The sequence below is a fragment of the Paenibacillus periandrae genome (assembly GCF_022458865.1).
In the GTDB taxonomy this organism is placed as follows: domain Bacteria; phylum Bacillota; class Bacilli; order Paenibacillales; family NBRC-103111; genus Paenibacillus_S; species Paenibacillus_S periandrae.
Genome location: NZ_JAJNMU010000038.1, coordinates 38,016 through 56,985 on the forward strand (window position 1 = coordinate 38,016; position 18,970 = coordinate 56,985).

The 18,970-nt window shown below is 48.5% G+C and carries 12 protein-coding genes; 2 read left to right on the forward strand and 10 right to left on the reverse strand.

Going from position 1 to position 18,970, the window contains the following annotated elements:
- Positions 1-76: 76 nt before the first annotated feature.
- Complete coding sequence (locus LRL21_RS40320) at positions 77-478, forward strand: cupredoxin domain-containing protein (RefSeq protein WP_240421441.1); 402 nt, start codon at positions 77-79, stop codon at positions 476-478.
- A gap of 114 nt (positions 479-592) precedes the next feature.
- On the opposite strand, the gene LRL21_RS40325 is transcribed toward LRL21_RS40320, so the two are convergent.
- The 4 genes from LRL21_RS40325 to pheS form a co-directional block, all read right to left on the reverse strand.
- Complete coding sequence (locus LRL21_RS40325; protein WP_240421442.1) at positions 593-1,144, reverse strand: CvpA family protein; 552 nt, start codon at positions 1,142-1,144, stop codon at positions 593-595.
- A gap of 13 nt (positions 1,145-1,157) precedes the next feature.
- Complete coding sequence (locus tag LRL21_RS40330; RefSeq protein ID WP_240421443.1) at positions 1,158-6,347, reverse strand: hypothetical protein; 5,190 nt, start codon at positions 6,345-6,347, stop codon at positions 1,158-1,160.
- A gap of 402 nt (positions 6,348-6,749) precedes the next feature.
- Entirely contained in the window at positions 6,750-9,218 is a 2,469-nt protein-coding gene (pheT, locus tag LRL21_RS40335; RefSeq protein ID WP_240421444.1) for a phenylalanine--tRNA ligase subunit beta, read from the reverse strand.
- Between the two features lie 22 nt (positions 9,219-9,240).
- Entirely contained in the window at positions 9,241-10,275 is a 1,035-nt protein-coding gene (gene pheS, locus LRL21_RS40340; RefSeq protein ID WP_240421445.1) for a phenylalanine--tRNA ligase subunit alpha, read from the reverse strand.
- A gap of 344 nt (positions 10,276-10,619) precedes the next feature.
- On the opposite strand from pheS, the gene LRL21_RS40345 reads away from it, so the two are divergent.
- The gene (locus LRL21_RS40345) at positions 10,620-10,814 is read left to right on the forward strand and encodes a hypothetical protein (RefSeq protein ID WP_240421446.1); all 195 of its coding nucleotides are present in this window, start codon (positions 10,620-10,622) and stop codon (positions 10,812-10,814) included.
- 120 nt (positions 10,815-10,934) lie between these two features.
- Here the strand turns inward: LRL21_RS40345 and LRL21_RS40350 are convergent, their stop codons facing one another.
- The 6 genes from LRL21_RS40350 to LRL21_RS40375 all read right to left on the reverse strand — a co-directional run bounded on the left by LRL21_RS40350 (position 10,935) and on the right by LRL21_RS40375 (position 18,877).
- Positions 10,935-11,159 carry a MerR family transcriptional regulator gene (locus LRL21_RS40350; RefSeq protein ID WP_076237806.1) on the reverse strand — a complete coding sequence of 75 codons (225 nt, stop codon included), beginning with the start codon at positions 11,157-11,159 and terminating at the stop codon, positions 10,935-10,937.
- A gap of 213 nt (positions 11,160-11,372) precedes the next feature.
- Positions 11,373-12,995 (reverse strand): copper amine oxidase N-terminal domain-containing protein, encoded by a 1,623-nt coding sequence (locus tag LRL21_RS40355; RefSeq protein WP_240421447.1) that lies wholly within the window; start codon positions 12,993-12,995, stop codon positions 11,373-11,375.
- An 89-nt stretch (positions 12,996-13,084) separates the two neighbouring features.
- Positions 13,085-15,397, reverse strand: coding sequence for an AraC family transcriptional regulator (locus LRL21_RS40360; protein WP_240421448.1), 2,313 nt, complete (start codon positions 15,395-15,397; stop codon positions 13,085-13,087).
- Between the two features lie 42 nt (positions 15,398-15,439).
- A complete protein-coding gene (locus LRL21_RS40365) occupies positions 15,440-16,333 on the reverse strand; it encodes a carbohydrate ABC transporter permease (RefSeq protein WP_420832560.1) in 894 nt (297 codons plus the stop codon).
- A 13-nt stretch (positions 16,334-16,346) separates the two neighbouring features.
- Positions 16,347-17,255 carry an ABC transporter permease gene (locus LRL21_RS40370; RefSeq protein ID WP_076237810.1) on the reverse strand — a complete coding sequence of 303 codons (909 nt, stop codon included), beginning with the start codon at positions 17,253-17,255 and terminating at the stop codon, positions 16,347-16,349.
- Between the two features lie 11 nt (positions 17,256-17,266).
- Positions 17,267-18,877, reverse strand: a complete 1,611-nt coding sequence (locus LRL21_RS40375) for an extracellular solute-binding protein (protein WP_240421449.1) — start codon at positions 18,875-18,877, stop codon at positions 17,267-17,269.
- Positions 18,878-18,970 lie beyond the last annotated feature (93 nt).

Genomic DNA, 18,970 nt, shown 5'->3' on the forward strand with positions numbered 1-18,970 from the left:
CGTCACTGCAATATTTTTCTATATGAGGTATGATAGCTCAGAAGACAACATTATACTATTTTTGGGAGGGATTTTTTTGAAAAAGATTACTGTACTGGCATTGTCCATTTGTTTAATTTTTGCTCTGGCTGCATGCGGTCAAAAGGAAGCTGCTAAAGCTCCAGCTGCAACAACAGGCTCTACACCAAGCGCTTCGGCTCCCGCTGCCTCAGGCGCACAGCAAGTTAAATTAACAGCAAGCAATTATAAATTTGATCAGGCTGAGTACAAAGTAAAAGCTGGACAAGACGTTGCTGTCACTTTGGAAAACAAAGAAGGCTTGCATGGTGTATCTATTGACGCTTTTAAAGTAAAGCTGGATGGAAACACTAAAACAGCAACTTTCAAGCCAGACAAAGCCGGTACTTATGACATCGTATGCAGCATTCCTTGCGGTTCCGGTCATATGACAATGAAATCCAAGTTGATTGTAGAATAATCCCTTGCAAATAGATAACAAAGAGTCTGTCTCATTAGTAGCAAACGCTACTTAGAGACAGACTCTTTATTTTATAAGGTTAACCAGAGTTATCTGATTGGCCTTTGTGTGTGACTATGTTGGTTTGGGTTTACTGTTCCACAGCTCCTGAAGCTTATCACTGACGGCTGGCAGTGCACTCAAAAAATAAGGGGCAGTCGTTGAATCCTTGAGCAGATGCTGAGTTGTATCATTGGGAATCACCGTCATCACCTGAATAGCCACCACCACAATGATTCCAACCTCAGCCAGCCCGAGTATTGCCCCTGCCAATTGATTAATGGTTTTGATCCCAGGTGTCAATGTAATCCAATGCAAGATTTTGCCTACGATGCTCAAAACAATTTTCACACCAAATAGCAGCAGTCCAAAAGCAATTGCATTGGACACGTATGTATCCAAATGCAGTCCTTTTATGAAAAAATCATACTTGGTGGCGGCCTCGGTGTTCAGTGTAGCAAACCATTCCACAAGCCATATTGCCACATCCTTATAAAAGGTAAATGCAACGATATAAGCAATAAAAAGTCCTACGATAGACACCAATTGGCTAACAAAACCTCGGTAATAACCCAAGATCAGCCCTGACAGAATCAGCACGACGGCTGCCCAATCCAATCCGTTCATAGCTAATCCCCGCTTATTCTTTCTCTACCAGCTCAATCCATTCATTATATTCGATTTGCAGCTTTTCATATTCCGACTTCAGTTCCTCCAGCTCTCTGAACACAAGCTCTGCACGTTCCCTATGCTCGTCATATTGACTCTGCAGGGCGAGCTGTTCCCTGGATTGCTCGTTGTATTGATCCTGTAGCTCATTGTATAACTCAACTTGCAGTCGGAGCTCATCCTGCTGACTAGCAAAATGTCGATTGTTCTGCTCAGTCTGAACGGATAATTCCTCAGAAAGCTGCTGCCAATGCTGGCTTTGCTGCTCCAATTCGACAATACGGGATTGCTGCTCCAGATACGATTCCTCAAGCTTCTGCTGCTGTTCGAGCTGCTGTTGATACTGCTTTTCAAACTCAGCCATTTGCTGCCTGCCTTTTTGAAGATCTGCTTCAAGTGCTGCTGCAGCCTCAGCTCTGCCCCGAAGCTGTTCCTGGAGAGCAATACCGCGTTCCTCCAATTGCACCATAGCTTCGCGACTGCGAACATTTTCATCCTTAAGCCGCTCTTTCAGTGCTGCGACCTGTTCTTCAAGCTCAGCATAAAGCTCCTCATGCAGCTCCAGTTCTTCTTTCTGCTCGGCCACTTCCTTACGTTGTCCATTCAACTGCTCGGTTAATTCTTCACACCGCTGCTGCCACTGACCTGCACGCAATTCCAGCTGTTGCTGGCTATTCTGCTGCTCGATGAACTGCGCCCTCAAGCTGTGCTGTTCGGATTGAAGCTGTTCCATTTGCTGCTGATACTCCGCAATTTGCTGAGACCGTTGCTGTTCAAGCTGGCTCTTCTCTGCTTCAAACTTGGCTTGCAGCTCACGCTGCGCTTGTATGTAGTGCTTCTGCTGCTCGATCAGCTCTTGCGCTTTGCTTGCCTCAAATTCCGCTTCACGCTCTTTAAGTGCTTGTACTTTCTGAGTTTCCAGCTCAGCTTGACGTTCCTGGAGTACTGCTTCGTGCCACTCCTGCTGTTCACTCAGTGCTTGTGCTTTCTGGGATTCCAGTTCTGCTTCACGTTCTTGCAGCAATGTCTCATGCCATTCCTGCTGTTCACGCAGCGCTTGCGCTTTCTGGGCCTCTAATTCCGCTTCTCGTATACTCAGCGCATGCGCTTTCTGCGCTTCCATCTCTCTCAGCGCCCGTAGTTTCTGCACTTCCAGCTCTACTTCACGTTCTCTAAGTGCTTCCGCTTTTTGCGATTCAAGCTCTGTCTCGCGTTCACGAATCGCTACTGCGCTTTGCTCTTCTCGTTCTTGCAGCACCGCTTCGTGCCTCTCCTGCTGCTCTCGCAAAGCTTGCGCTTTCTGGGCTTCCAGCTCAGCTTCACGATCTCGAATCGCTACTGCGTTTTGCTCTTCTCGTTCTTGCAGAACCGCTTCGTGCCACTCCTGCTGCTCTCTCAGCGCTTGCGCTTTCTGGGCTTCCAGCTCCGCCTCACGATCTCGAATCGCTACTGCGTTTTGCTCTTCTCGTTCTTGCAGCAGAGTTTCGTACCTCTCCTGCTGCTCTCGCAACGCTTGCGCTTTCTGGGCTTCCAGCTCCGCCTCACGTTCACGAATCCTTACAACACTTTGCTCCTCTCGCTCTTGCAGTACAGCTTCGTGATGCTCCTGCTGCTCACGCAACGCTTGCGCTTTCTGCGCTTCCAGTTCCGCTTCTCGATCTCTCAGCGCCTGTGCCTTCTGCGCCTCCAGTTCCGCTTCTCGATCTCTCAGCGCCTGTGCTTTCTGCGCTTCCAGCTCCGCCTCACGTTCACGAATCCTTACAACGCTTTGCTCTTCTCGCTCTTGCAGCACCGCTTCGTGCCACTCCTGCTGCTCTCTCAGCGCTTGCGCTTTCTGTGCCTCCAGCTCCGCTTCACGATCTCTCAGTGCCTGCGCTTTCTGCGCTTCCAGCTCCGCCTCACGATCACGAATCCTTACAACGCTTTGCTCTTCTCGCTCTTGCAGCGTAGCTTCATGATGCTCCAGCTGCTCACGAAGCGCTTGCGCTTTCTGTGATTCCAGCTCCGTTTCACGATCTCTCAGTGCTTGCTCTTTCTGCGCTTCCAGCTCCGCTTCACGTTCACGAATCGCTACATTACTTTGCGCTTCTCGCTCTAGCAGAACCGCTTCGTGCCACTCCTGCTGCTCTCTCAGCGCTTGCGCTTTCTGCGCCTCCAACTCCGCTTCACGATCTCTCAGTGCCTGCTCTTTCTGCGCTTCCAGTTCCGCCTCACGCTCTCTTAACGCTACAGCGCTTTGCTCTTCTCGCTCTTGCAGCACAGCTTCGTGCCATTCCTGCTGCTCTCTCAGCGCTTGCGCTTTCTGCGCCTCCAACTCCGCTTCACGATCTCTCAGTGCCTGCGCCTTCTGCGCTTCCAGTTCCGCCTCACGATCTCTTAACGCTACAGCGCTTTGCTCTTCTCGCTCTTGCAGCACAGCTTCGTGCCACTCCTGCTGCTCTCGCAGCGCTTGCGCTTTCTGCGCCTCCAGTTCCGCTTCACGATCTCTCAGTGCCTGCTCTTTCTGCGCTTCCAGTTCCGCCTCACGATCTCTTAACGCTACAGCGCTTTGCTCTTCTCGCTCTTGCAGCACAGCTTCGTGCCACTCCTGCTGCTCTCTCAGCGCCAGCGCTTTCTGGGCCTCCAACTCCGCTTCACGATCTCTCAGTGCCTGCTCTTTCTGCGCTTCCAGTTCCGCCTCACGATCTCTTAACGCTACAGCGCTTTGCTCATCTCGCTCTTGCAGCACCGCTTCGTGATGCTCCTGCTGCTCTCGCAGCGCTTGTGCTTTCTGCTCTTCCAGCTCCGCCTCACGATCTCTCAACGCTACAGCGCTTTGCTCATCTCGCTCTTGCAGCGCCTGCACTTTCTGCGCTTCCAGCTCCGCCTCACGATCTCTCAGCGTTACAGCACTTTGCTCATCTCGCTCTTTCAGTGCCTGCGCCTTCTGCTCTTCCAGCTCAGCCTCACGATCTCTCAGCGTTACAGCGCTTTGCTCCTCCCGCTCTTGCAGCACCGCTTCGTGCCACTCCTGCTGCTCTCTCAGCGCTTGCGCTTTCTGCGCCTCCAACTCCGCTTCACGATCTCTCAGTGCCTGCGCCTTCTGCTCTTCTCGCTCTTGCAGCACCGCTTCGTGCCACTCCTGCTGCTCTCGCAACGCTTGCGCTTTCTGCGCCTCGAGTTCCGCTTCTCGCTCTTGCAGCGCCTGCACTTTCTGCGCTTCCAGCTCCGCCTCACGATCTCTCAGCGTTACAGCACTTTGCTCATCTCGCTCTCTCAGTGCCTGTGCCTTCTGCTCTTCCCGCTCTTGCAGCACAGCTTCGTGCCACTCCTGCTGCTCTCGCAACGCTTGCGCTTTCTGCGCCTCCAGTTCCGCTTCTCGCTCTTGCAGCGCCTGCACTTTCTGCGCTTCCAGTTCCGCCTCACGCTCTCTCAGCGTTACAGCGCTTTGCTCCTCCCGCTCTTGCAGCACAGCTTCGTGCCACTCCTGCTGCTCTTTCAGCGCCTGCTCGTTCTGCGCTTCCAGCTCAGCCTCACGCTCTCTTATCGCTTGCGCTTTCTGCGCTTCCAGTTCCACCTCACGCTCAAGCCGCTCTTCTTCATAACGCTTTTGCAGCTCAAGCCGTTCTGCCTCGTAACGTGCCTGCTGCTCATGCAGCTGATTCTCCCGCTCTTTGAGCGCTTCTGCACTTTCCTGCAGCTTTTCATTCAGCTCATCGGTCCGTGCTTGCAGCTCAGCATATAGCTCCTGCTGAAGCTGGACCTCTTCGAGTCCACTGTTTAATTGGAGCTGTAGCTCAGCCAACTGCTCGCTTTGCTCGCGAAGCTGTGTCGCTGCCGCTTCCTTGTCGCGCTGGTACTGCTCCAAGCGCTCATTCAGCTCATTCAGCTCACCTTTACCCAGCTCAATCTGCTCTGCTAATTGCTGCTGAAGCTGACGTTCTTTGTCTAACTGCTGGTCGAACTCAAGCTGCTGCTGAATTTGTTTGGCTTGCAGCTCCTTCAATTCAGCTTGAATGGATGAACTCCGTGCCTGCTCTAATTGATGCTGTTCTTCCAATTCCTGATGCAGCTCCAGCTGAAGATCATATTCTTCCTGACGGAAACGAATTTGCTCTTGGAGCTGATCAATTTGCAGACTTAATTCTTCTATGAGCTGCTGCCTGTTTTCACTCAGCTGCTTAAATTCATTAGCTTCGGTAGTCTGCTTCTCAAGCTGCGCATGCAGGCTCGCTTGTTCCAGTGATTGCTGTTCCAGCAATTGCTCCAGAAGCTCCTTTTCCTCCAGACGGCTTGCCAACTGTCCAGCAGTTGCATCAGCTCTTTCTGTTAGATCAGCTAATTCAGCTTCCTGCAATAAACTCCGTTCCAGTAGTTCATCTCTAACCTGCTGCAGCTGCTTAAGCTGCTCCTCAGCAGCATTTCGCTGTTCCTCAAGCTGTTGCTTCGAGGCCGCTTGCTGTGCTTCCAGCTGCTGCCTTGCGGACTCCTGCTCTGCTTCCAGCTGCACCTTGGCAGCTTCGCGCTCAGCCCCCAGCAACTGTTCAGAAGCCTCCTGCTGCATTTGCAATTGCAATTCCAGCTCTACTCTTGAAGCTTCACGCTCAGCTTCCAGCTGCTCCTGATAGGACTGCTGCTGAGCCTCCAATTGCTCCTTCGATGCTTGCCTGAGAGCGCCCAGCTGCTTTTCCAATCTGCCGCGAGCCTCACGTTCTTCTTGCTGCTCGACCTCAAGCTGCCTGCGCCGCTGCTCAAACTCCAGTGCGGACGCTTTCAAGCGCTCAATCTCAGCCAAAGCTTTTGCTCGTTCCGCCTCCAGCTGAAGGCTGCCTGCTTCCAGCTGCTGCGCGTGATCGCGTTCCTTCTCCAAATCCTGCAAAAGCTGGACATGCTGCTCCTGCAATACAGCAAGCTCTTGAAGTGATTTTTCCATTTGTTGTTGTCGAATCTGTATTTGTTCCAAATCGTCTCTGATTTTGCAGTAATCGTCTGACATGTGAACAGCCGCCAAAACGGCGATTTTAGGTGTATCCAAACGCGGGGAACCCGCGGAAATTTTCTGCATTTGTTCATTAACATGCGCCACCACACGTTTCATATGGGGAACACTTGCTTCTGAAACCAATTTGTATTGACTGCCAAAAATATCTACCGTCATCCGAATTTTGCCTTCATTACTCACAACAAGCTCTCCTTTCGGAATCCCACATAAGAAAAACAACTCATCGAAGCCTACTCGACGAAGATACATTCGTGTTGTAGATGATGCTTTCTTGCGAGCAGAAAGTTCCATAAGCGCTTCGCACTTTCGAGGAAGTTAAACTTTCTTAACTCATAAGTAAAGCCTCTAATCGAAGCCTATTCGACAAGCATACCAACGTGTCCAATAGGTTGCTTTTCTTGCAATATCGGAGTATTCAGCTCTGCTGAAAACTTATAAATTCCGATATTATAAACAAATTCCTCGTATCTGATTTATTTCGATACGAGGAAGCTTTTTTCCTGCTACAGCAAGGGATTTTCATCAATTTCCATAAAATGGACTTAAATAAAAATCAAATGCGGCTGCTATTCTATTTTCTTACTATTTTCTAAGCTCGGCACCATAAGATTGCTCCAGTGCCGTTAACACCTGTGCATGCAATTCACTAACTTCTTCGTCGGTCAAAGTACGCTCCAAAGTCCGGTATACCAACGCCAACGCTACACTTTTCTTATCCGCTCCAAGACGGTCACCTGTATAAATATCAAACACCTGGATCGATTCCAATAACGCGCCAGCGACTGCTTTTACCTTGGCCGTCAGCTCGCCTACCTGTACATCACGGTTAACGACAACAGCCAGATCCCGACCAATTGCTGGGAAACGTGGTAGAGGGCTATACGTAATTTGCTCATCCGCATAAGCGGCCAAGGCCTGGAAATCCACCTCAAGCACATACGTATCAGCCAAATCCCGCTGCTGCTGAAGGGCTGGATGAAGCTGACCCAGCGTTCCGATGACTTGAGCATGGTCTCCTTCGGGCAATTGCAATGTAATATTGGCTGTTCTACCAGGATGGAAGCCCTCCGGCTGCGCAGCTGTATATTGAATCTTCCCGGTCAGACCGAGATAACCGACAAGATTTTCAAATATACCCTTCAAATCATAAAAATCAACATCAACCGACTTTCCGCTCCAATGTGTTGCCTGCCGTTTTCCTGTTAACAAAATCGCCAGCATCAGCCGTTCCTCAGGAAGTTTTGTTAATGAAACCTCATCAGTCACGAACACTTTACCGATTTCAAAAAGCGCCACATCATCCGTATTACGATTCCGGTTATAAGTAGCTGCCTCCATCAAATGCGGAATCAGACTGGTACGAAGTGTACTGCGATCCTCACTCATTGGCATGGACAAAGTGACAGGCTTCGATTCTTTAAAGGCTCCTGGAAAATCGTTGATTTGCTGCGGATGTGTAAAGGAATAGGTCACGGCTTCATACAAGCCGCTTCCAGTTAGCAGCGTACGTGCCAAACGGCGAATAGCCTGCTCCTTATTCAATGCACCCGGAGTCGTTACACCCGTCATCAAGGTTGTCGGAATATTGTCGTAGCCATATAGACGAGCAACTTCTTCGATCAAATCTACACCACGGGTAATATCTCCACGACGACTTGGTACATGTACATGGAATGCCTCCCCGACCAATTCTGCATCAAAATGCAGCCGTTTGAAAATCTCGCTGACCTCTTCTACAGACAAAGTGGTACCCAGGTAAGCATTAATCCGACTAACGCTTAGCTCTATACGAACCGGATTGTGCTGCTTGGACACAGCTTCTACTGTTCCCGTTGCTACCTGTCCATCTGCATATTGACTCATCAAAGCTGCTGCACGATTGAGCGCGGGCAGTACAGCCTCAGGATTAACTTCCTTTTCAAAACGCAGGGATGCTTCTGAACGAAGTCCAAGCTGACGTGAGGTTTTACGAACCGTTCCCCCATCAAATTTGGCCGATTCCAGCAAAATCCTCGTGGTGCCTGATGTGACTTCGGAGTTTTCGCCACCCATAACACCAGCAATGGCTACTGGCTTCTTGCCGTCCGTAATAAGCAGCATATGCGGCTCCAGGCTGCGCTCCACGCCGTCTAGAGTAACCAGCTTTTCTCCGGACTGTGCCAGCCGAACATCAATATGGCCATTGTCCAGCTTATCTGCGTCAAACGCATGCAGCGGCTGTCCGTACTCCAGCATTACATAGTTCGTAATATCTACTATATTATTAATGGGTCGAATGCCTGCTGCCATCAAGCGATTTTGAATCCACAATGGAGAGGTGCCTACACGTACGCCTTCAATCAGCTTAGCGGCATAATGAGAGCACTGCTCCTTCGCCGTGATCTCAACAGAAATCTGCTCGGAAGCTTGACGGGCAGCCTTACCAGCGCCAACATTGTCTGCAGCTCCCTGCTCTGCATCCGGCAGTTGTACAGGACGACCCAATATCGCAGCAATTTCGTAAGCCGCACCCAGCATGCTGAGACAGTCAGAACGGTTAGGAGTCAAATCAAAATCCAGCACCTCGTCACTGATCCCCAGCACATCCAAAATGCTTGCGCCAATCTCCGTATCCTCGGGAAGCACAAGAATACCTTCCTGGATTTCCTTAGGCAGCAGCTTGTCGTTCAGACCCAGCTCCTTGGCCGAGCAGATCATTCCCTGCGATTCCACACCGCGCAGCTTGGCGCGTTTAATGTTTAAACCGTCCGGCAGCTTGGCTCCAACTATGGCGACAGGCACCTTTTGCCCGGCATCGACATTTTTGGCGCCACAAACGATTTGCAAATCCTCTCCCTGACCCACATCCACTTTACACACACTCAGTTTATCGGCATCAGGATGTTTTTCACGCGATTTGACGAATCCGACGAACACACCCTCCACGCCTTTATTGCGATCCTCTACGCTATCAATTTCAACGCCGCTGCGTGTTAGCTTTTCCGCCAGCTCAGCAGCCGTAATTCCGCTCACATCGACATATTGAGACAACCATTGATATGAAACCTTCATCTTCGCTCACGCTCCTCTCTTTTTATACATGTACGAACTGCTTCAGGAATCGAAGGTCGTTCGTATAGAAATGTCGTATATCTTCAATGTCGTATTTCAGCATAGCCACACGCTCCACACCTAAGCCAAAAGCAAATCCGCTGTATTCCTCCGGATCATAACCTGCCATCTCCAGCACTTTCGGATGCACCATTCCTGATCCGAGAATTTCCAGCCATCCGCTCTGTTTACATACGCGACAACCAGTTCCGCCGCACATAGAGCAAGTAACGTCAACCTCTGCGCTTGGCTCAGTGAATGGAAAAAAGCTCGGTCTCATCCGAATCTGCGTTTGCTTGCCAAATAATTCCTGAACAAATTGCAGCAGCGTTCCTTTCAAATCGCTCATGCGGATATTGCGATCGATCACAAGTCCTTCGATTTGTGTAAACATATGGCTATGTGTCGCATCATCGTCATCACGGCGATACACACGTCCCGGACAGATGATTCGTACCGGAACCTCGCCCTTCATTTTCTCCATCGTACGTACCTGCACAGGTGAAGTATGGGTACGCATCAAAATATCCTCAGTCACATAAAAGGAATCCTGCATATCACGTGCCGGATGGTTCTTGGGCAGGTTCAACGCTTCAAAATTGTAGTAATCCTGTTCAACCTCCGGACCTTCTGCAACGGTATAGCCCATACCGATAAAAATATCCTCGATCTGCTGAATCACCTTGCTCAGAGGATGAGCAGCACCCACTCCGCCCGGCTTGCCCGGAAGTGTTACATCTATGGTTTCAGCGCGAAGTCTGAGCTCGGTTTCGGCTTGCAGATATTCAGCCTGCTTGCTCTCGATAACCGCCTCGATGGCGCCGCGTACATCGTTGGCCACCTGTCCTATTGCTGGACGTTCCTCTGCACTTAGCGCTCCCATGCCACGTAGAACCTCGGTTAACGGTCCTTTTTTGCCCAAGTATTTGATTCTCATATCGTTTAACTGCTGTTGATTCGTGACTTGCTCAAGCTCTAGCAAAGCCTCTACCTTTAACGCCTCTAATCGTTCTTTCATTTGCTAATCCTCCCTTGTCTAAAAATCCTATTCATTTGCCCATTTCTCTAACCTAATCCCACTATACAAGTGCGGTGAATCATGAGCGAAGCGACCAAATAATTCTGTAGAAGCGTAAGCGTTCGCCTTTGTTTCCGTACTTTTACCGCTAAATGTTTCAAAAATCAAAAAAATACGGAAACAACAGCGATCGGAAGGATATTTGGTCGCGCAGCGCCTCTGATTCACCGCACTTGTATCACGCATCTCAACGCAAAAAAGACGTTCCCTCATCCCGGAAAGGGACGAAAACGTCGTGGTACCACCCTTGTTTCGAAAAGCTTCCATTCCGGGCCACGATCCTCATGATCGAGTATCCAGCAACAAGCAAAGCTTTCCGCTTGATTGACATTAACGGTTCTAGAACGCGAACGTTCATAGCCGGTTCCCTCTACTTGCCGGCGGTCAGAGACCGTGGTTTCAAAGGACTGCTCAGGAGTGAAATTCGGCAGCCTGTTTCTGTAGAACCGCTCTCAATCTCCGGCGGCTCCTCCCTGTAAAGAGGCACTGCTTACTTGTCTCCGTCAACGCATTTCATGATATGCAACTATTAGCAGTATTATATGCAAATTCAACCTGCGATGCAAGTCAAATGGGGTAATCAAATAAAATCTTCATTTTTAGGACTTGAGTAAACTATCCATTTCACTTTTCAGCAAAAGATATCTATGTGTGCTTCTCATAATTTTTATTTTCGTGAGGTTATGCTTATCAACATATGTTTTCATTGCATCCTTGGACAATCCCAGCAGGGCTCCAGCTTCAGTAATGGTCAGAACTTCTTCATTACTGGTAGCATTGAACGTTTTCTTAACCTTCTGGTTCCAATCTTCAAACGAAGTCATCACTTCACAACCTTTTCTCATAATAAAATTACTTAGTCATAACCTTATTATTTTAACACAATTTGCGGAAATAAGCTCACTAAAAGTTGACATTTCATAAATATGAGTTCACACCTTTCATAAAAGAGAAAAAATAACCCGCCATTGTCTCATCTAGAGTGTATATGGCAGGTTGTTGGCGCATGTATGCTCAGCATGGAGCGGCAGCCGTTGTTATTTGGTTATCTGAATGCTTCGCGCCTCGTTATACCACTCGGTTTGACCACCCAGTTGTGTGACGATAAACGTCAGCGGTACAAAATGGATGCCCTCGCGCTGGAGCATTTCCTTATCCATCTGTATTTCTTCACCATTTACCCATGCAGTTTGGCTGCCCGATTTCAGCTTAATCGTCGTTAAATTTACCGGATCGATGATGGTGACGGTTTGGGCCTCTTCATTCCAATCCACACGCAGATCCAATTTTTCGCTGAGGAATGTGGTAGGTACCATCGCCACGCCGTCTTCAAGGAACGGTTTTCTGCTGTTAGCTTTGTAACGATCCCCATCCATTAGAAGCAGCACCGATTTTTTCGAGATGCCCAAATCGTCTTTGAGCAGCCGATACGCCTCCGAGGAAGGTGTAAAATTGCGCAGTACATCAACAGCAGTTATTCCCTTTTCCAGAACCAAAGCATCCTCATCGGCAGTCAATGGAACCAGCTTGACCGGATTGTTGAGGTTCCAGTATTCCCCCGCTATCGAGATTTTGGCTGAGGAGAGACTTCCCCCCGATACCGCGTTCAGTGAGGTAGCTTCAAGCTCCAGATTGGATTTGCGCAGCTTCATCGTGTTGTCCACGTATAAATCTGCTTTCACACGGGTCGAATCATTTAAAAACGGCAGCGTCTCCTGCAATTCCTGTTCCTTTCTGGCATGGAGACCAAGAAGAACAAAAACCGACAGCTGCTTGATCTCGGTATGAATCACTTCAATTGTCATATCACGGTTTTTCAAAATATCCAGCATGCCAATGAACGCTTCCACGCCAGCCTTGCTGCCCGGCGTTTCAGGTATCGGGTAGCTCTCTAATGGATTGTGTACGGCTTTACCGTCCTTGTAGTCCTGGATCCATTGATCCAGCTGAGGAGAGAGCAGCGGATAGAGCAGATCGTACAGCTCTCCAATTAATTGCTTCAGCGCCTTGTCATCCTGCATCAAATTGGTTACAAATGTTTTTGCCAGCGGTATCAGCTCTTTACCTGATATCTCACCGTGTATCTTGTTAAGGGAAAGTGTCTCGCCGTTGACCACTTCCCTCACGTTGTCCACGTTCAGTTTACCTGGATTAGGGAGCTGCTTAATAAGGAAAGAGCTCAGACTATTCACAAATGGCTCAAACCTCTCTTCCAGTAGTTTAACCAGAACAGGAGGGAGGTCTCTAGTGCTGGAGGAAGTCCGATCGATCACGATGGGCTTTTTGCCACCTTCCAAAGCGATTATGACCCGTTCCTTCGTTATGTAGGCTTGAAAAGCGATTTTATGCTTGGCGATGGCGATATAGCCCGTTGAAGAAACATTCTCCGCATTATCCATTTTAATAGCGTCCTGATGGATTTCAATATGCTCCAGCAGCTTCATGACAGTCTGTTCTTTTGAAGAAGCCCTTGCCTGTGCCTGATCACCCGGAACAAGATCCAAGATTATGGTTGACTTGCCCTCCAACGACTGTGCAGTTGAAGCTTCAAAAATAGCTTTGTTAACATCCAATCCTCCAACCGCCTGACACCCGTTAAGTACCATGGGCAGGGCAATCAGCAGCGCCCCAATTTTTCGTTTGCTTAAACGTCTGAGCATATGCAGCTTCCTCTTCTCTCTATGTATGCTTGAATTGACAAGTCTTATGTACATAGAATTCGAGGTCAAACAGAATTTCCCTTTTTTTCTCATTTCAGATCGTTGGAGGTCCTGTAGGAGCTTGGTGTCACACCCTCGTATTTTTTGAACAAGCGGATAAAGGTGCTGATGCTGTAAAATCCGACCAGGTCGCAAATATCCTTAATAAAAATTTCGTCATTGCGCAGCAGCTCCTTGGCTTTGTCCACCCGAAGCTTATTTATATAATCTGTCAGCGTATCCCCGACCTGCTCCTTGAAGTAGCGTGACAAATAGGAGGGATGGATATCGAAGCGGGCCGATATGGTGTTGATTGACAGGTTATGATCGCGGTACTGTTCATTGATAAACTCAAGAATGTCCTCCTTGAGACGAAAGTTATGGCTTTTTTTCTTCGAGTCCACATGACTGCACACCTTGCCCAGAAAAAGAGTCATTCGTTCCTGCATCGCCGATACGCTGACACCGTTCATCAGATCCTGAATTGTTGCCCTGTTCTCCTCATACAGCTCCGACTGATTCAGATTCACCTCGATCGCAGCCTTCATCATGGTGCTGATGACATCGAACAGCAGACAGCGTACCATATCCATCGGCAAGCTTTCTTCCGATAGATTATGCTTGATCACCTCATCCAAAATACCTTTGGCCTGTTCGTAATCGCCTGCCTTGACATGGTTGATCAGCTGCTGCTCCTTCTCCAACGGATAGCTGTAGGAGTGATTGAAGCTTTGGATTTGATCGTAAAAAATAATTTTTTGCGAGCCAAGCAGCATTTTATATTCCATCGCTTCCATCGCCTCTTGGTATGCAGTCGGCAGCTCAGCGACAGAACGGCGTATCGTGCTTACTGAAGCCGTGAAATATATATGAAATCGGCTGCCGATAAAACGTTGAGCTTCTTCCGCAAGCTGCAGCAGCTCCTGCTTGGCTTCCTCAGCGGAAAGGTTCGAAGTGAAATTAATCGTGCAGGCCAGCATTTCGTCGATCTCAGTCATCCAGCCCTGATGCTGCCGTCCGAAAAGCTCCTCCACAATATTGGAAATAATATGCCTTACGAACTCACGTTTTTTCTCGACGTCGGTTTCGTCCTGACGAAAGAAGCCGCTGAAATCCTCCAAATAAATGAGCAGTACAGCAAAGTAGTCCGATCTGAGCACGATTCCGTATTCCGACATGACCTCGATAACAGGGAAATCGTTCTCCACCCGTCCTTTGAGCAGCCTGACGAACAGGTTCGAGCGCAGCACATGTTTTTGTTTTTCGATGATCCGGTTCATCTGATTGTTATGATCGAGCGTATTGTCGATAGCTTCCTCCAGATAATCGTATTCGTTCCCAACCGTACCCGGGTCCAGCTTGGAGCGGGCGGCAACCGAACGAACAAGCTTTCCGAGAGGATCATATTGGCGGCGGGCCATCAATACAGCGAGTACAATTCCTATCGCAAGCGCCAGCAGTACCGTCAATATCGTCAGATTGCGGACGTACTCCGCCTTTTGGCTGTACAGTCGCATAGGCAGTGCATATACATACTTCCAGTTGGTCCGGTTGGATTGGATATACGACAGCATGACGTCTTCTCTTTCCCACTGACTATGGACAAAACCGGTTTCACCACTCAGACTCTCAAAGCTGCGAGCGGCACCCGTTCGTTTTTCCGAGGAGGCCAGCAGTTGATTGGTACCGTCAAGAATATAGACCTTACCTTGATTGTAAGATTGGATGTTTCGAATGGCCGACAGCAGCCTCTCCTCGTTCAATTCAATAACGAGTGTAGCGAGAGGCGCATTACGAGCCTCTATCGGTAGTGATTGCACGAACGATATTCCTGTACGAGGTTGTCCTTCTATCGGCTGCATGCTAAAAAATTGCCCTCGATACGGCTGATCGAGAAACTGCTTCCACTCCTCATAGGTAAGACCCGAGGCAGATTGCTGCAAATCATAATACATACGCGAATCATAATAAGACCCTTCGGTGAGCACAAAGTCACCACTGCGAAAATACACATAAAACCTGTCCACATAACGAGTCGTGTTCGTATATAATCTGAAATCGGACAGTGCTTGCACCATCGCTATTCGTTCTTCCGGCCCGATTGTACCCGTTGAACGCATGAACTGGCGTACCTTCGAATTAAAAGCGATCATTTCGCTTAGCCTGTAAGCATAATCGATATGACTGTCAATATCCTGCTGAAGCTGGGTGAGCAATGCTGAGTTCGCACGATTGATCTCATCTTCAAGTACACTGCGGGTTTGAAAGTACGCAACCAGCATCATGGCTATAGGTATTAACAGGACTGCAGCATAGGAACGAAGCCATCGGCCACGCACGCTGTTCATTTTCAGGCCATTCAAGATGTTCACGCTCCACGGACTTATGGCTTTGGCGAAAAAGCTTTACCCTTTAATTGACCCAATCATAACACCTTTAACAAAGTATTTCTGCATAAAAGGATACACGAATAATATCGGAAGGGTAGCTACCATAATCGTGGCATATTTGATGCTTTCGCCAACGGATTCGATTTCACCCGCTGACGACTGGTTCGTCATGTACTCCGTACTGTTCTGGATTAATATTTCCCTAAGAATAAGCTGGAGCGGATACAGATCGCGCTCACGCAAATACAGCATCGCAGAGAACCAGGCGTTCCAATGACTAACACCATAGAACAGCACCATAACCGCCATAACCGGCAGAGACAGTGGAATCACGACACGGGATAAAATCGTAAAATCGTGAGCACCATCTATTTTGGCCGATTCAATCAGACTTTCCGGTATCGAAGCGAAGGAAGTCCGCAATATAATCAGATTCCAGGTCGAAATCATGCCCGGAATAATCATCGCCAGCAGACTATTGCCCAGATGCAGCCAATTGTTGACGAGCAGGTAAGAAGGAATCATTCCACCCGAGAAAAACATCGTGAATACAATAAGCAGCATCACATATTTGGACCAGGGCACCCCTTTGCGGGACAGCACATACGCTCCCATACATGTGAAAATGAGATTTAGCAAGGTGCCGAGCACTACGATAAACAACGTATTGCCATACCCTCGGAGAATGTTCGGATTTTGAAAAACGAGCTTATAGGCGCTCACCGTAAAGCCCTGCGGCCAGAATAGTGCCCCGGTATGAGACAGCAGCAGCCGCGAGTCGCTTAAGGAGGACATCAGGACGTATACAAACGGATACAATGTAATGATGATCATCGCCAGCATAAACAGCCAATTGACATATCGGAAAGCAATTTCACCGGTGCTTGTGCGGATAGTGTTCACGGACATCCATAAATCCCCTTTACCATAGACTGTTTTCACTCAGCTTCCGGCTGATTTTGTTGGCAATAATGAGCAGCAGGAAATTCATCGCCGATTGGAACAAGCCGACGGCTGTTGCATAGCTGAACTCGAAGGTGGCACCAAGCCCTTTGCGGTACACGAACGTGTTGATTACATCTGCGGTAATATACGTATTCGGGTTATACAGCAAAATGATTTTCTCAAACCCGACATCAAGCATATGACCGATTTTCAGAATGAATAAAATAATAATGATCGGGGCGATACCAGGCAGTGTAATGTTCAGCGTCTGCCTCCACCTGTTAGCTCCATCAATGCGGGACGCTTCATACAGCTCGGGATTAATGCCGGTAATGGCTGCCAAATAAATGATCGAGCCCCAGCCTACGCTTTGCCAAATATCCGAGAGCACATACACAGACCGGAAATACTCAGGATGAGCCAGAAGCGCCGTACGCTCCATCCCAAAAAAATTCACAAGCAGGTCGGTAATAAAGCCTTCACGAGAAACGAACTGGGTAATCATGCCGCAGATCACGATCAAGGAAATAAAATGAGGCAAATACGTGATGGTCTGAACGATACGCTTGAACAACCGCCCGGCAAGCTCGTTAATCAGTAGAGCGAAGATGATCGGTGCAGGGAAAGAAAACAGCAGCTGGTACACATTGAGCAGCAGCGTGTTTTTGAGCAGACGCCAGAAATAATAGCTTTCGAAAAAACTTTGAAAATGCTTAAACCCTACCCAAGGGCTTCCTGTGAAGCCCTCAGCGATTCTGTAATCCTTGAACGCAATAATCGCCCCGTACATAGGCACATAATGAAACAGAATGTAATACAACAGCACAGGAAAAATCATCAGATACAAATATTTATGTTTTCGATAATCGATCAACCAGCTTCTCATGAGGTTCACTCCTATTTCCGTTTGTTGTAACGGTCCAGAGCCGCTTGCTTGATCGCGATAGCACGCTCGATTTTCATATTTTTCAGTTGAGCCGTATATTTGTCAAAATTGGTAATAGGTTCTGCTCCCATAATAAATTTGAGGTACATCTCACTCTGATAAGTCGTCACTTCAGCCATAATCGCCGACAATTCGGTTGCTTCCTCAGGCGTCTGACTGACGCGTGGCAGCAGCACGTCGTTCGCATTTTTTTGATGTTTACTGAACGTGACCGAAGCTTCCTTTTGCTGCTTGTAGACATAATATTGGTCTGCATAACGATCGTCTCCAACAAGGCCGGGCGATGGCGTAGATACACGCAAATATTTGGACATCGCTTCACCTACAGACAGCTTATCGGGATTTTTAAGAATAAGATCCGAATATTTCGGATAGCCGCTAACCATATTGTAGGTCTGACCCTCAACACCGAATGACTTGAGCATATGGCCTTCATTGGAATAGTGATAATCGAGCCATTTAGCGGTTGCCGCTACATTTTTGTTCGACGGTGAAATCCCTGCACTTCCGCCACCGCGATATTCATAAGGCTTGTTGATGAATTTGGGCTCTTCGCCTTTCTTGAGAACCGGATAAGGTGCGCCAACGAGATCAAATTTACCGTCTTTGCCCTGCGTGCTGTTCAAATATTTGCCCATCCCACTGCCGATGTAAGTAAAGAGCGCTCCTGCGCTGCCATTCGTCACCTTAGCGTCCAGTAATTTGGCATCCTGAGTGGCAAAATCGGGATCGATCAGCCCGTCCTTGTACCACGCACTCATTTGTGTCAAATAATTTTTGTAGCCCTGCTCATAGGGTCCATACTTGACGCGCCCCTGATCCATATAAAATTCATAGCCAATGCCATAGGCACCATTAAACAGCTGCGTATTAAGGTCATTCAACCGAATCGTGAACGGTGTCTTGGCCGATTTCTTCTCCTTGAACTGGCGCAGCACATTCGTCCAGTCGTCGATCGTTTCCGGTACGGCAAGCCCCAATTCATCGAGCCAGTCCTTGCGCAGCACCAGTCCTCCTGAAACCGCATTGTTACCGATTCCTATGCCTGGGAACACATAGATGGTACCGTCGTCGGTGACGATATCCTTACGAATCTCGGGATGCTCATCCAAATATTTTTTCAAATTGGGCGCATTTTTGTCGATGACATCGTTAAGCTTGATCAGTACCTTGTCGGAGATGGCTTTCTCAGGTCCTCCCGGGTATTTGGTGAAATCGGATTCAATAATGTTTGGCAGGTTGCCGGATGCGATCATCAGGTTGAACTGTTCAGTTTCACTGCCGATTGCAGGATGCTGAAAATCGATTTTGACTCCCGTTTTCTTCTCCAGCTCCTGATAGAAGAGCACTTCGTTAAAGCTCTTTACAGACCGGGCAGCATCAGCGGGCATGGCTACCCAATACGATAGCTTGACCGGAGCGGTTGAAGCCGGGTCTGAATTAGCAGCGGAATTGGCATTGCTGGATTTGTCGCTCGATACGCAGCCTGCCAGCAGGCTTCCGGTCAGACCGAGTATAGCTGTATATGCAGTGATTTGTTTTTTATTAATAAGTACTTTCAAATTCAAGCCCTCCTATGGATAAAGCTGATATGTGTAGTTCAATTATAAAATGGTTAATCAGAAAAGCTATGTTCAATTGATGACAGGCCTGTG